This is a genomic window from Luteimonas sp. BLCC-B24, from assembly GCF_028550595.1.
In the GTDB taxonomy this organism is placed as follows: domain Bacteria; phylum Pseudomonadota; class Gammaproteobacteria; order Xanthomonadales; family Xanthomonadaceae; genus Luteimonas.
The window spans coordinates 188,985-202,467 of record NZ_JAQQGN010000005.1 but is presented as its reverse complement, the minus strand read 5'-3'; the positions used below and the strand labels follow the sequence as shown (position 1 = coordinate 202,467).

Genomic DNA, 13,483 nt, shown 5'->3' with positions numbered 1-13,483 from the left:
AGCGCCGCCGCCCTAGACTCCGGACGAGTCGCCGATTTCCGGCTGCAGGACACCCCGATGCGTCGATGTCTCTCCCTGACCGTGTTCGGCCTTGCCTTGGCCTGCCCCGGCCTGTCCGCCGCACAGCACTACGACATCGATCTATCCCGGATCGATCCGGCTGCGGTCATGGCCACCGGGGGTGACGTGCTCCGCCGTGCCTCCACGCCCGCGATCGATTCGCTGTTCCAAGCCGTGCTGCACGCCTCGCGCCAGCCTGACGAAGCGCGCGCGCTGTGCGCGTTGTTCGAACCCGACGCGCCGCGGGACCTCGCCGCCTTCCAGCGCACGGTGGACCGTCTCGGCCCGGCCAGCCGCAACCGCTTCGCCAGCGCCTTCACCGATGTCGCGGTCAGCGGGCTGCAGGGCACGCCACAGCCCTTCGACGCCGCGGCGGCGCAGCAGGTGCTGCGCCAGGCCGCGGTGACGGCCACGCTGCTGCACGACGGCTTCATGCTCGGCATGACCGCGACCGGCACCGACGACGCCAGCCGTCAGGCGCGCTGCCGCTCGTTCCGGCAGATGGTCGACGTGCTCAAGGACCAGCCGCAGCCGCAACGCGTGCTGGCCACGCGCTGGCTGCTCAACGAGGGACTCACCCTGGTGGCCGACAGCCAGCCCGCCGGCTGATCGCACCCCCGGTCCACCGCGTCGCGGCCGCGACGACAACGGACGCGTGCACGCTCTTGCCGAATCCCGAATCCCGAATCCCGGCCTCACCCCACCTGGGCGATCCAGTCCTCGAGGTTGTAGTAGTTGCTCACGCGGGTGATGCGACCGTCGCGGATCGCGAAGAACGCCCCGCCCGGCAGCACGTAGCGCTGGCCGCGGGCGGGCGGCAGGCCGGCATCGTCGGCCACGTACTCGCCGTGGACCACGTACTCGGCCGCCGCGCGCGTGCCGTCGCCGCTGGTCATCACCACGATGTCGTCCAGCCGCTCGCGATAACTCGTGTCCATGCGCCGCATGAACGCGGCGAAGGCCTCGCGGCCGGTCTCGCGCGCGCCCTGGTTGAGGTCGTGCACCACGTCGTCGCTCAGCAGGGCGAGCATCGCGTCGCGATCGCCGGCGTTGAACGCGGCGTAGTAGGCGCGGATCAGATCCGCGGCGGTGGTGGCAGGCGAATCGCTCATCGGGCGAGTGCGCCATGGGCCGCGTCCAGCAGGTCGCGGTGGAAGAAGTAGACCTCGCGCAGCAGGAACTCGCGCTGGGTACGGAAGGTGCGGAAGCGGGTCGACGGCGTCGGCGAGCCGACCGCGTCGATGCCGAGGCGCCGCGCGGCCCGCAGGGCGCGCGCCATGTGCAGCGGATCGCTGACGATGATCACGCGGTGCAGGTCGTGCGCCTGCATCAACCGTCGCGTTTCGATCAGGTTTTCCAGCGTGGTGCGCGATCGTGATTCGATCAGGATCGCCGAATCCGGCACCTCGTGGCGCAACGCGTACCGCCGCGCGACCTGTGCTTCGGAGAACCGCGCCTTCGCGCCGCCGTAGCCACCGGTGAAGATCAACGTCGGGGCGTGACCGGCGCGGTAGAGATCGAGACCGTGCTCGATGCGCGCCTCGAACACCGGCGACGGCACCGCGTCGTAGGCCGCCGCGCCGAGCACCACGATCGCATCCGCCGGCCCGGCTTCGTCGCGGTTGCCGACGTGCACGATCCACGCCGCGACCCCGAGCAGCCACACCACCGCGAGCAACAGCAGACGCAGGCACAGGCGCAGGACACCGAGCACGGGACGGCGGCGTCGGCTCATCGCGCGGGTGCCCCGGGGGTCACGCGCACCACGGGAGGTGGTCCGGATCGACGTTGCCGCCGCTGAGCACGATGCCGACGCGGCGGCCGGCGAAGCGCGCCGGCTCGGCGAGCACGGCCGCCAGCGCAATCGCCGACGACGGCTCCACGAACTGCTTGGCGCGCACCGCGAACAGGCGCTGCGCCGCGACCGTGGCGGCGTCGTCGACCGCGACCACTTCGACCGCCGCGCCGTCCGCGCTGCGGTAGGCGCTGAGGATGTCGAAATTGGGGGCGCCCAGCAGACCGCGCAGGCCGTCGCAGACGGTGTCGGGCGTCAACGCTTCGACCCGCACGCCGGAGGCCAGCGAGCGCAGCGCATCGTCCGCGCCGGCCGGCTCGGCCAGCACCAGGCGGGTGGCCGGCGCGTGCGCCTGCAGCGCTAGTGCGGTACCGGCGGCCAGCCCGCCCCCGCCGACGGGCACCACGAGATCGTCCAGCGGCCCGGCGGCCTGCAGCAGTTCCAGGGCCGCGGTGCCCTGGCCGGCGATCACGTCGGGATGGGTGTAGGGATGCACCACGCTGGCGCCGGTCGCCGCGCGGACCTGCTCGCACATGGCCTCGCGCGCTGCGAGCGTGGCCGCGCAGTGGTGGAGCACCGCCCCGTAGGCGGCGATGGCGGCGAGCTTGGTCGCCACCGCGCCCTGCGGCACGACCACATGACAGGGAATCCTGCGCAGATGCGCGGCCAGCGCGAGGGCGGCGCCGTGGTTGCCCGAGGAGTGGGTGACCACGCCGCGGGGCGCGTCGGCGAGTGCGGCGACGGCATTGCTCGCGCCGCGGAACTTGAACGCGCCCGTGCGCTGCAGATGTTCGGCCTTGAAGTGCAGCGAACATCCGGCCAGTGCATCGGTCGAGCGACTCCGCAGCACCGGCGTCACCTGGATCAGCCCGGCGATGCGGGCGCTCGCCGCGAGCACGGCGTCGGGCTGGAGAACGGGGGCGGACATGCGCCAAGCGTAACGGAGGCCTCCACGGCTTTCACGGATCGAACGCCGAGGCGACCGCAGGTGCGGTTCAGCCCCGCGGGTCGGCTTAAGGGCCGATTCAATGCGCCGGGCCGAAGCTGGGGATCCGATCGGAAGGGGTACCGTCATGATCCGCAAGGGCTTGATCCTGCTCGCCTCTGCCGCGCTGGCCGGCTGCGCCAGCTACGGCTATCGCGGCGGCAGCGGCGATTACTACTACGGCTCGTCGGGCACCGTGTACCGCAGTTACGGCGCGCCGTACGGCAGCGTCGGCTACAGCCGCTACGGCGGCTGGTATGGCGGCGCCGGTTACGGCTCGCCCTACGGCTACGGCGTCTGGAACCGGTACCCCCACGGGTATTACCGCCCGCCGACCGTCATCGTGCAGCCGGTCGTGCCCGGCCGGCCGGTGCAGCGGCCGCCGCACCGGCCCGGACAGGGGCACGGGCGCCCGGACCGTCCGCACTGGAGCGGTGGCCGCCCGGATCGACCCGACAGCGGTCGCCCCGGCCGTCCCGGCGGGTCGTGGGAGGGCCGGCCCGGCACGGCGCGTCCCGACCGGCCGCAACGGCCGCCCGATGCCGACCGGCCCGGACGGCCCGGCGGCGGCTGGGGCAACCGCCCGCCGCGCCCGGAAGGCAGCGTACGTCCCGACGGTCAGCGACCCAGCCGGTCGGAAGGCACCTTCCGTCCGCGTCCGTCGGAGGCCACGCCGGGCGCACGTCCCGCGCCGCGGCCCGAGGGCCGCCCTGCCACACCGCGTCGCGAAATGAGGCAATCGGTCACACGTCGCGAAGCCCAGCCCGAATAGGGCTTGCGCTGCACCGACCGGCGCGCCAAGCTGGCCGCGCCTGACCGATAACGTCGGTTTCCGACCAAAAGGTCACTGCTTGTCGATGCCCGGCGGAGGATCACCGGATCCCCCCTGTTCCGCCTTCGCCGGGTGTCGGCTCTTCGCGACAGGCCTGTGGGCCTGCGTCGAGCCGAAAAAAATGGGGCCGGATGTCCCCCGACATCCGGCCCCGCGCTTCCCCGGGTTGTGCTTGGCCGGCCCTGTTCCAATCTCCAGCCGCGCCCCCCTTTCAGACGCTTGCCGCCCCGGGTGCAGTCTGAACGTACGCAGAAACCATGCCAACTCTGGCGGAACGGTCCGTCCGGATCGTGATCCGCGATAATCCCGCCATGTCCACGTCCTTCCACAGCTACGACGTCATCGTCGTCGGCGGCGGTCACGCCGGTACCGAGGCCGCGCTCGCGTCCGCACGCGCCGGGGCGCGCACGCTGCTGCTCACCCACAACGTCGAGACCATCGGCGTGATGAGCTGCAACCCGGCGATCGGCGGGATCGGCAAGGGGCACCTGGTGCGCGAGATCGACGCCCTGGGCGGTGTGATGGCGCGTGCGGCGGACGCCGCCGGCATCCAGTGGCGCCGGCTCAATGCCTCCAAGGGGCCGGCCGTGCGCGCGACGCGCTGCCAGGCCGACCGCAATCTCTATCGCGCCTTCGTGCGGCGCGCCGTCGAAGCGCAGCCGAACCTGACGATCTTCCAGTCGGCAGTCGATGATCTCGTCATCGAAGGTGACGTCGTGCGTGGCGCGATCACCCAGACCGGGCTGCGTTTCGATGCGCCGGCGGTGGTGCTGACCGCGGGCACGTTTCTCGCCGGGCGCATCCACATCGGCGAGGCGCAGTCGGCCGGCGGCCGCGCCGGCGATCCGCCTGCGGCCACACTGGCCGCAAAGCTGCGCGAGCGTCCCTTCGTCGTCGATCGTCTGAAGACCGGCACGCCGCCGCGAATCGACGGGCGCACGCTCGACTACGCCGCGATGACCCTCCAGCCGGGCGACGACCCGCGGCCGGTGTTCTCGTTCATGGGCACACGCGACGATCACCCGCGTCAGGTGCCGTGCTGGATCACCCGCACCACCGAACGCACCCACGAGATCATTCGCGGCGCGCTGCACCGCTCGCCGATGTATTCGGGCCAGATCGAGGGCATCGGCCCGCGTTACTGCCCGTCCATCGAGGACAAGGTGGTGCGCTTCGCCGACAAGGACAGCCACCAGATCTTCGTCGAGCCCGAAGGTCTCGATGTCGCCGAGATCTATCCCAACGGCATCTCGACCTCGCTGCCGTTCGACGTGCAGCTCGAACTCGTGCGCAGCATCGTCGGCTTCGAGCATGCGCACATCACCCGCGCCGGCTATGCGATCGAGTACGACTTCTTCGACCCGCGCGGGCTGAAGGCGACACTGGAAACGCGTGCGGTCGCCGGCCTGTATTTCGCCGGTCAGATCAACGGCACCACCGGCTACGAGGAAGCCGCCGCGCAGGGTCTGCTCGCCGGCGTCAATGCCGCGCGCCAGGTGCGCGGTCTCGACGGCTGGAGCCCGCGCCGCGACCAGGCCTACATCGGCGTGCTGGTCGACGACCTGATCACCCACGGCACGAACGAGCCCTACCGCATGTTCACCAGCCGCGCCGAATACCGGCTGCAGCTGCGCGAGGACAATGCGGACCTGCGCCTGACCGCGGTCGGGCGTGAACTCGGCCTCGTCGACGATGCCCGCATGCAGCGCTTCGATGCCAAGCGCGAAGCGGTCGAGCAGGAGAGCCAGCGCCTGCGCGGGCTGTGGGCCTCGCCGCAGAACGCGATCGGCCGTGCCACGGTCGATGCGCTCGGCATCGAGCTGCGCCGCGAGAGCAACGGCATCGATCTGCTGCGCCGCCCCGAACTCGGCTACGCGTCGCTGATGCAGGTCGCGGGCATCGGTCCCGGTGTCGACAACCCCGAGGTGGCCGAGCAGGTCGAGATCGAGGCCAAGTATTCGGGTTACCTTGAGCGCCAGCGCGTGGAGATCGAGCGCCAGCAGCGCCAGGAAACCACCGCGATCGCGCAGGATTTCGATTACGCGCAGGTGCGCGGCCTGTCGGCCGAACTCGCACAGAAGCTCGCCCAGGTGCGGCCGTTGACGGTCGGGCAGGCGCAGCGCATTCCCGGCATGACGCCCGCCGCGATCTCGCTGCTGCTGGTGCATCTGGAACGCGCGCGGCGCACGCGCGCGGCCTGAGTCGCGATCGGTCGCGTCCTGCCGTGTCCGACATCGAGCAACCCGGAGTGCGTGGAATGCGCCCGCTGCGTGGATCGACGGGCGCGGCGCTCGCCACCGTGAGCGGGCTCGCCTACTGGGCGATGGTGTCCGCGGCGTCGGGCGGTATCGAGCCCTGGGACGCACCGCGCTTCTGGACGCTCGTCCTGCCCGGCGCGCTCGCGCTCGGTGCGTTGCTCGGGGCACTCGCGCCGGCGCGTGCCTGGGCCTGGGGCGTGATCGTGATGAGCGCGCAGATTCCGGTGGTCGCGATCGTCGCGGCGCCGGGTCCGCTGCTGGCGGCAGGTGTGCTGTATGTGGCGGTGCTGTCGGTGCCGGCCGCCCTGGTGTCGTGGCTGGCTGCCGCGCTGCGCACACGCCGGCGCCGTGTTCCGGGCTGAGCGACGCATTCGGCCCGCCGCATAGGCTGCAAGCCATCGGACGGTGACGCGTGCGCTTGGAGCGTGCCGTCCAGCCCGCGTCCTCCCGCGGTGCCTGCGACGACATCCACGACGCACGTGACGTCGGTTCGCGTCGCGCGCTCTGCACGCCGGGGATCACCCAGCCGCCCCGCGTCGACGGCCGTGTCGAGGCATGCAGGTCGAGGCCCGTGCTGCTGCAGCGTGAACGCTGCACGACGGCCGGCGCCATGCGCCCTGCAGCGCTTGCCGTCTCCGGGCGATGCGGGCGTCCGTGGTTCACGCGTGGTCCCACGGCGCTGCCTAGGCTGGGACGTTCGGCAATGTTGCCGGCGACCCAAGTAGAAGGCGGACCACAATGACCGACGTGATGAAGAACTACATCGACTGGCTGCGCGACGCGCATGCGATGGAGCAGCAGGCCGAGCAGATGCTCAAGGCCCAGTCGTCGCGCATCGAGCACTATCCGGAACTGGAAGCGCGCATCACGCAGCACATCCAGGAAACCCAGGGCCAGCGCGAGCTGCTGGAATCGTGCTTCGAGCGGCTGGGCGAGAAGCCGTCCGCGGTCAAGGACGTGATGGGCCGGCTGGCCGCCTTCGGTCAGGCGGTCGGCGGTTCGATGGCCTCGGACGAGGTCGTCAAGGGCGCGATGGCGGGCTATGTGTTCGAACAGCTCGAGATCGCGACGTACACCACGCTGATCGCCGCGGCCGAGGCGGCGGGCGATGCGGAGACGGCCCGGGTGTGCCGCGGCATCCTCGAGCAGGAGAAGGAGATGGCGCAGTGGCTGTACGAGCATCTGCCCTCGATCACCACCCAGTTCCTCGCGCGTGACGCGGATCCCGACGCCGTCGCCAAGCGCTGATCCAGCGGCGTGCATGGACGCCCCTGCCGTTGCAGGGGCGTCCGTCCGTGGACGCGCCGCCGCGCCGGCGTCGTGCCGGATCAGGCGCTCCGGTGCGTGCGCGCTGTATGGCGCGGCGGACGACGCGCGGGCAGTCCGAACAACGGCCGCAATCCGGGAACGCGGCGGATCAACAGCTCATGGAGCAGCAGGCAGCCGGCGATTGTGATCGCGAGCACCAGCAGCGGCTCCCATAGCGGTCCCAGCCCCAGCGGAATCAGCCAGTAGGCAGCGAGCACGATCAGGCTCTGGTGCAGGATGTACCAGGGGTACACCGCTTCGCTCGCATAGCGCAGGCCCGGCCAGGGACGGTGCAGCAGCCGCGCGCTCCAGGCCAGGAGCGCGAGCAATGCCGTCCACGCGTACAGCGCGTGCGCACAGGCCGAGACCAGCCTCCAGCCCGCCAACGGCATCCAGGCCTCCAGGCCCGCCGCCGACATGGCGCCGGTATCGAGCAGACGACCGATCACGCGCAGCGCCATATAGACCGTCGCGCCGAGCACGGCGAAGCCGGCGAATGCCCAGCGGTACGTGTCCAAGGCGGCCCAGACGGCGGCACGATGGGCGACGAGCACGCCGAATGCGAAGACCGGAGCGTACTTCGCATGGTTGGACCAGTCGTCGACGAGGGCGTGCGTCGACGGATACCGCGGGGCGAGGACCAGCAGCGCGAACAGCCACCACAGCACCGGCAGCGTCCACAGCAGCCAGCGTCCACGCGTGGTCAGCCACTCGGCCAGATGCGGACCGCCCATCGCGCGCAGGACCGGCAGCGCCAGCAGGACGAGCATCGTGTAGACCCACAGGTAGGCCAGGTACCACAGGTGGTTCCAGGTGAAGCCGTAGTCGGCGCCGGTGAACGTGCCGGCCGGCCACGGGCGGAACTGCAGGTAGCGCAGCAGGAACGGGCCGAAGCCGGCCTCGTAGGTGCCCAGCATCCGCGCCTCGCACCAGGCCTGCACCGGCACGACGGCGACGATGCCGAACGCCAGCGGCACCAGCAGGCGCCAGCTGCGCAGGCCGGCCGGCCGTCCCGGCGAGCGCCGGGCCAGCACCAGGCCCAGGGTGATGCCCGACAGCAGGAACAGCAGCGCCATGCGCCAGCGGTTCACCAGCACCATCGGCCATTCCACCCAGGCCAGCAGCGTCGGGCTCTTGATGTGGAAGCCCCAGTCGACGACGTAGACCATGCCCGCGTGGTAGAGGATCAGCAGCGCGAAGGCGATCACGCGCAGGGTGTCGAGGTCGTGGCGGCGGTCCATGGGCGGCGGGCGGTGCGGGGGACGCCAGGATGCGCATCGAACACGGGGTCACCCGCCGTCCCGGGCTTCACGGCGCGGTTCCGGGGACGAATCGCGCGACCTCGGGGACGAACGGGATCGGACGCAGCGGGCCCGCTGCCTAGAATGCGCGCATGTCCCGATGTTCCCCCGCGCCGCGTACCGGCGCCGAGCGTTATCTCGCCATCCGCCGGCCGGTCGAGGTCGGCTGTTGGCTCGTCACCTGCCTCCTGTCCGGTGTGGGCAATACCCTCACGGTCTGGATGGACGTGCAGCGGCTGGGCCTGGGCTACGCGGCCTGGGAAGTGGCGAGCTGGGAAGGCGGCAGTGCGATCGCGCTGCTGGCGCTGGTGCCGGCGGTGGTCTGGTTCACCGGGCGCTGGCCGGTGCATCTGGACACCTGGTGGCGGCGCCTGCCGCTCTACGCGCTCGCCAGCGTGGTCTGGTCGATGTTGCATGTCGGGCTGATGATCGCCATGCGCACGCTGGTCTACGCCTGGCACGGCGAGACCTACGTCTTCGGCGATGCGTTTCTCTACGAATACCTGAAGGACGCGCGCACGTTTCTAGGCATCGTCGTGGTGCTGCACGTCTATCGCCTGCTGGTGCGCCGGCTGCAGGGCGAGGCGTCGCTGCTGGCCGCACCGGACGACGACAGTGCGCCGGTCGAGCCGGTCGAGCGGCCGTCGCGGTTTCTCGTGCGCAAGCTCGGGCGCGAGTTTCTGGTCGCCGCCGACGATATCGAATGGGTCAAGGCCGCCGGCAATTACGCCAATCTGCACGTACGCGGCAAGGTCTATCCGCTGCGCAGTACGCTGGCCGAACTCGAATCACGGCTCGATCCCGCGCGCTTCGTGCGCGTGCACCGCAGTCATCTGGTGAATCTGGGTCAGCTCGCCTCGATCGAGCCGCTCGACAGCGGCGATGCCCGCCTGCACCTGCAGGACGGCACCGTCGTGCCTTGCAGCCGGCGGTACCGCGACGCCGTGCGCTCGGCGACGGCGGCCTAGCGCGTCCCGTCCCGACACCCGCGGGCGCGGGTCCGCCGGGTCGAAGTCATCGGAACGTGGCGCGCCCGCGTGCGTCGTCCTCCGGCGTGTCGGCGCCCGCCGCACCGGGCCGCAGGGCCGACAACCGCGGGTCGAGATCGAACACCGTGCGCGCGACGATGCTCAGCGCACCCGCACTCGGGTGGCCCGCATCCCAGAGGACTTCGCGATCGGCCGGTGACAGGGTGCTCTGCACCAGACGGCCGGGCCGGGACGCGGGCGCGTCGTCGTCCCGTGGCGTCCGCGCCTCCACCGAGCGACGCGGATGCCCGCCGGGCGGTGTGTTCGCGAGCGTGTCCAGCTGCACCAGATCGACGCGCGCGCTGACCAGACACACCCGCGACGCTCCGCCCTCCGCCGTCACGAGGTGGTGCAGCAGGGCCAGCGCCGGCGACGTGCAGAAACGGAGCACGCCGTGTTCGGCCAGGTCGTCGATCGTATGCGGATGGCCCGGTCCGGAGCGACCGGTCGTGGCCTCGATGCGATACAGGTCGATCCACGCGGTCTCGGAGACCGCGCCCGGCTCGCCAGGGCCTGCATGGCCCGACGCGGTGGCGTGCGCGTGTCGTGTCCGGGACGCGCCGACGTCGCCCGGCTCCGGTCGGATCGGCGCATCGGCAGGCGGCGGTGTGGACATGGTCGAACTCCGGAGCGGCGGGATCGCCGAGGCTGCCAGGCCGGCCGTGGCGGAACGGTGGACGCGGTCGGCATTCACCGCCGCGACCCTGCAGCACACGCGCGGTGCTTCACTCGCGCAGTCGCTCGGCGGAGCGCCCGGCCTCTGGCGCGGCCGCATCGAGCACGCCGGGAATCGGCGTCGCCTCGGGAACGTGCGCGCGCAGGGCGTCGACGCCCGATTGCGGCCGGGCGGCGTCACGCAGCGACTGGCGGTCCTGCCGGATGCGCGCGGTGTCGATGCCGAGGCGTGCATCGCGCGCGGTGACCAGGGCGGGATCGAGTTCGCCGTCCCGGCTGAAGGACCACGCCAGCACGGCCGGACCCAGCGGCATCGCATCGCCCGGCTGCACGCCGTGGCGGGTATGCCAGGTGTGCCAGGTCTTGCCGTAGCTGTTGATCTTGCTGCGCATCAGCGCGTGTTCGGCCGCGTCGGGCAACCCCGGCGCGACGAGCTGTCCGGACAGGATCTCGCCGTTGTGCGGGTGCCAGTACGCACGCTCGTCGGCGGGCAGGGCGTCGAACACGCGCTCGGAGACGATGTATTCGATCCCGGTCAGATTGGCGTCGGCGGCATTGCCGTCGAACAGCGTGCACTGGGCGAAATCCTCGTTGACCTGGCGGCAGTAGTGGTGGGCCTCCATCTGCCGGTCCGGCGCGTCCTTCATGGGATGGAAGCCGACGACGTAGATGTCCATCCGCCCGGCCGGACCGTCGGCCTGCAGCACGCGCGCACCGGCTTCCAGCACGCGCGTGCGTGGCGTCTCCGCCGCGCCCGGTGGCTGCACCGGCGGGTCCGCCGTCCCGCCCGTGCAGGCGGCGAGGCCGAGCACGATGCCGAGTGCGGATCCGCGCGTCGATCGATGCATGGAAGACGCCTGCCGTGGGGATGGCGCGCCAGCGTGGCCAGCGGTGGATCACGCCACTGCGAAGTCCACCCGCATTCAGTACGCCACACCGAGCAACAACAGACTGCGATCGCACCGCTCGAGCGTGTGTCCGCCTTCGAAGACGGCTTCGCTGTCGGGCGCGGCCGTGTCCGCGAGCACCCGCCAGCGCACGTTCGCGTCGTCCGGCAGCGTGAAGGACACGGGCCCGGAGCTGGCGTTGAACAGGATCACCAGCGTCGTATTGGACGCCGGCGTGCGCAGCCCGGTATCGGGCGCACGTCCGTCGAGCCGGACCATCAGGGCGCGCGCCTGGGGATCTTCCCATTGCGCCGGCGACAGCTCGGCGCCGTCGGGTGCGAGCCAGCTGATGTCGCGCAGGCCGAGCGCGTCGTCGAACCGGCCGTCGAACCAGCGCGTGCGCCGCAGCAGCGGATGGTCGCGCCGCAACCGCGCCAGGCGTGCGGTGAAGCGCGTGAGCGCCTCGCCGGCCTCGCTCGCTGCGCGCTCCCAGTCCAGCCACGCGATCTCGTTGTCCTGGCAGTAGGCGTTGTTGTTGCCCTGCTGGGTGTGGCCGAACTCGTCGCCCGACAGCAGCATCGGCGTGCCCTGCGACAGCAGCAGGGTCGCGAGGAAGTTGCGCTTCTGCCGGTCGCGCAACGCATTGATCGCGGCATCGTCGGTCTCGCCCTCGGCGCCGTAGTTCGCCGAGAGGCTGTGGTCGTGGCCGTCGCGGTTGTCCTCGCCGTTGGCCAGGTTGTGCTTGTCGGCGTAGCTGACCAGGTCGTGCAGGTTGAAGCCGTCGTGCGCCGTGACGAAGTTCACCGACGCGCGGGGGCGCCGGCCGCGATGGTCGAACAGATCGGCCGAGCCGGTGAAGCGCCGCGCGAACTCCGGCAGCTGGCCCGCGTCGCCGCGCCAGTACGCGCGCAGGGTGTCGCGGTACTTGTCGTTCCACTCCGACCAGCCCGGCGGAAAATTGCCCACCTGGTAACCGCCCGGGCCGATGTCCCAGGGCTCGGCGATGAGCTTGGTCTGCGCCAGCAGTGGATCCTGGCCCACGGCGTCGAGAAAGCCGCTGCTGCGGTCGAAGCCATGCGGCTCGCGGCCGAGGATCGTCGCCAGGTCGAAGCGGAAGCCGTCGACGTGCATCTGCGACGCCCAGTAGCGCAGCGAGTCGTTGACCATGCGCAGCGCACCGGCATTGGTGAGGTCGAAGGTGTTCCCCGTGCCGGTGTCGTTAATGTAGTAGCGGCGATCGTCGGCGAGCCGGTAGTAACTCGCGTTGTCGATGCCCTTGAACGACAGCGTCGGGCCGAGCTCGTTGCCCTCGGCAGTGTGGTTGTAGACCACGTCCAGCAGCACTTCGATGCCGGCCTGGTGCAGGTGGGCCACCATCTGCTTGAACTCGGCGATGTTGCCGCTGGCCAGGTACCGCGGGTGCGGGGCGAAGAAGCCGATCGAGTTGTAGCCCCAGTAGTTGCGCAGTCCGCGCTCGAGCAGGTGCTGGTCGTCGACGAAGGCGTGGATGGGCAGCAGCTCGATCGCGGTGACGCCGATGTCCTTCAGATGCGCGATCACCGCATCGTTCTTCATCGCCGAGAACGTGCCCCGCGCGCCTTCCGACACCTGCGGGTGACGCATGGTGAGCCCGCGCACGTGCGCCTCGTAGATCACCGTCCTGTCCCAGGGCGTGTGCAGGCGCCGGTCATCGCCCCAGGTGTGCGCCGGGTCGACGACCGCGGCCTTCGGCATGTAGGCCGCGCTGTCGCGGCGGTCGAAACTCAGGTCACCGTCGCGGTGGCCGATCGTGTAACCGAACAGGTGCGGCGCCCATTTGAGCTCGCCGACGATCTGCTTGGCATACGGGTCGAGCAGCAGCTTGTTCGGATTGAAGCGGTGGCCCGCGTCGGGCGCGTAGGGCCCGTGCACGCGGTAGCCGTAGAGCTGGCCGGGGCGCACGTCGGGCAGGTAGCCGTGCCAGATCTCGTCGGTGTGTTCGGGCAGGGTGATGCGTTCGATCTCGCGGCCGCGGGCATCGAACAGGCACAGGTCCACGCGCGTGGCATTGGCCGAATAGAGCGCGAAGTTGACCCCCAGGCCGTCCCAGGTCGCGCCGAGCGGAAACGGCCGGCCTTCGCGAACGCGCGAGCGCTGCCGCAGCCGCTCCGCGGTGGTGGAGCGGGCGGCCATCAGCGGCCGCTCCCGGTGCTGAAGCCGTGGTCTTCATGCGCCGCGCGCTGCTCGGCGTCGACCAGGCGTTCGGCCATCGCCCAGTGCCGCGTGGCCTGTCCGTCGGGGCGCCCTTCGGCGTCCCAGATCTCGCGGGCCAGTTCCCGGATCCGGGCGTTGCGTTGTTGCTCGTCCATTCGTTC

General features: G+C 71.0%; 14 protein-coding genes. 6 read left to right on the top strand and 8 right to left on the bottom strand.

The features are described from left to right. Window positions 1–57 precede the first annotated feature (57 nt). Window positions 58–669 carry a hypothetical protein gene (locus PQS31_RS11965; RefSeq protein ID WP_272762960.1) on the top strand — a complete coding sequence of 204 codons (612 nt, stop codon included), beginning with the start codon at window positions 58–60 and terminating at the stop codon, window positions 667–669. Between the two features lie 86 nt (window positions 670–755). On the opposite strand, the gene PQS31_RS11960 is transcribed toward PQS31_RS11965, so the two are convergent. From PQS31_RS11960 to PQS31_RS11950, 3 genes are read right to left on the bottom strand one after another with little or no spacing between them, the layout of a single operon-like run. Then, the gene (locus PQS31_RS11960) at window positions 756–1,172 is read right to left on the bottom strand and encodes a ketosteroid isomerase-related protein (RefSeq protein WP_272762959.1); all 417 of its coding nucleotides are present in this window, start codon (window positions 1,170–1,172) and stop codon (window positions 756–758) included. Beyond that, the gene (locus PQS31_RS11955; RefSeq protein WP_272762958.1) at window positions 1,169–1,795 is read right to left on the bottom strand and encodes a YdcF family protein; all 627 of its coding nucleotides are present in this window, start codon (window positions 1,793–1,795) and stop codon (window positions 1,169–1,171) included. Before PQS31_RS11955 ends, PQS31_RS11960 begins: the two co-directional genes overlap by 4 nt. Before the next feature lie 19 nt (window positions 1,796–1,814). Continuing rightward, window positions 1,815–2,783 (bottom strand): pyridoxal-phosphate dependent enzyme, encoded by a 969-nt coding sequence (locus PQS31_RS11950; protein ID WP_272762957.1) that lies wholly within the window; start codon window positions 2,781–2,783, stop codon window positions 1,815–1,817. A gap of 145 nt (window positions 2,784–2,928) precedes the next feature. On the opposite strand from PQS31_RS11950, the gene PQS31_RS11945 reads away from it, so the two are divergent. The 4 genes from PQS31_RS11945 to PQS31_RS11930 all read left to right on the top strand — a co-directional run bounded on the left by PQS31_RS11945 (window position 2,929) and on the right by PQS31_RS11930 (window position 7,178). After that, window positions 2,929–3,612, top strand: coding sequence for a hypothetical protein (locus PQS31_RS11945; RefSeq protein WP_272762956.1), 684 nt, complete (start codon window positions 2,929–2,931; stop codon window positions 3,610–3,612). 371 nt (window positions 3,613–3,983) lie between these two features. Continuing rightward, a complete protein-coding gene (mnmG, locus tag PQS31_RS11940) occupies window positions 3,984–5,873 on the top strand; it encodes a tRNA uridine-5-carboxymethylaminomethyl(34) synthesis enzyme MnmG (RefSeq protein ID WP_272762955.1) in 1,890 nt (629 codons plus the stop codon). Window positions 5,874–5,929: 56 nt separating this feature from the next. Then, on the top strand, window positions 5,930–6,292 hold the full coding sequence (locus PQS31_RS11935; RefSeq protein ID WP_272762954.1) for a hypothetical protein: 363 nt from the start codon (window positions 5,930–5,932) through the stop codon (window positions 6,290–6,292). Window positions 6,293–6,668: 376 nt separating this feature from the next. After that, a complete protein-coding gene (locus PQS31_RS11930) occupies window positions 6,669–7,178 on the top strand; it encodes a ferritin-like domain-containing protein (RefSeq protein ID WP_272762953.1) in 510 nt (169 codons plus the stop codon). 80 nt (window positions 7,179–7,258) lie between these two features. Here the strand turns inward: PQS31_RS11930 and PQS31_RS11925 are convergent, their stop codons facing one another. After that, window positions 7,259–8,479 carry an acyltransferase family protein gene (locus PQS31_RS11925; protein WP_272762952.1) on the bottom strand — a complete coding sequence of 407 codons (1,221 nt, stop codon included), beginning with the start codon at window positions 8,477–8,479 and terminating at the stop codon, window positions 7,259–7,261. Window positions 8,480–8,631: 152 nt separating this feature from the next. On the opposite strand from PQS31_RS11925, the gene PQS31_RS11920 reads away from it, so the two are divergent. Then, window positions 8,632–9,507, top strand: coding sequence for a LytTR family DNA-binding domain-containing protein (locus PQS31_RS11920; protein WP_272762951.1), 876 nt, complete (start codon window positions 8,632–8,634; stop codon window positions 9,505–9,507). A gap of 46 nt (window positions 9,508–9,553) precedes the next feature. Here the strand turns inward: PQS31_RS11920 and PQS31_RS11915 are convergent, their stop codons facing one another. The 4 genes from PQS31_RS11915 to PQS31_RS11900 form a co-directional block, all read right to left on the bottom strand. Further along, a complete protein-coding gene (locus tag PQS31_RS11915) occupies window positions 9,554–10,183 on the bottom strand; it encodes a hypothetical protein (RefSeq protein WP_272762950.1) in 630 nt (209 codons plus the stop codon). Between the two features lie 109 nt (window positions 10,184–10,292). Beyond that, window positions 10,293–11,090, bottom strand: coding sequence for an OBAP family protein (locus tag PQS31_RS11910; RefSeq protein ID WP_272762949.1), 798 nt, complete (start codon window positions 11,088–11,090; stop codon window positions 10,293–10,295). Between the two features lie 75 nt (window positions 11,091–11,165). Beyond that, window positions 11,166–13,301 (bottom strand): glycogen debranching protein GlgX, encoded by a 2,136-nt coding sequence (gene glgX, locus PQS31_RS11905; protein WP_272762948.1) that lies wholly within the window; start codon window positions 13,299–13,301, stop codon window positions 11,166–11,168. Next, on the bottom strand, window positions 13,301–13,477 hold the full coding sequence (locus PQS31_RS11900; protein ID WP_272762947.1) for a DUF2934 domain-containing protein: 177 nt from the start codon (window positions 13,475–13,477) through the stop codon (window positions 13,301–13,303). Before PQS31_RS11900 ends, glgX begins: the two co-directional genes overlap by 1 nt. Window positions 13,478–13,483: the final 6 nt, after the last annotated feature.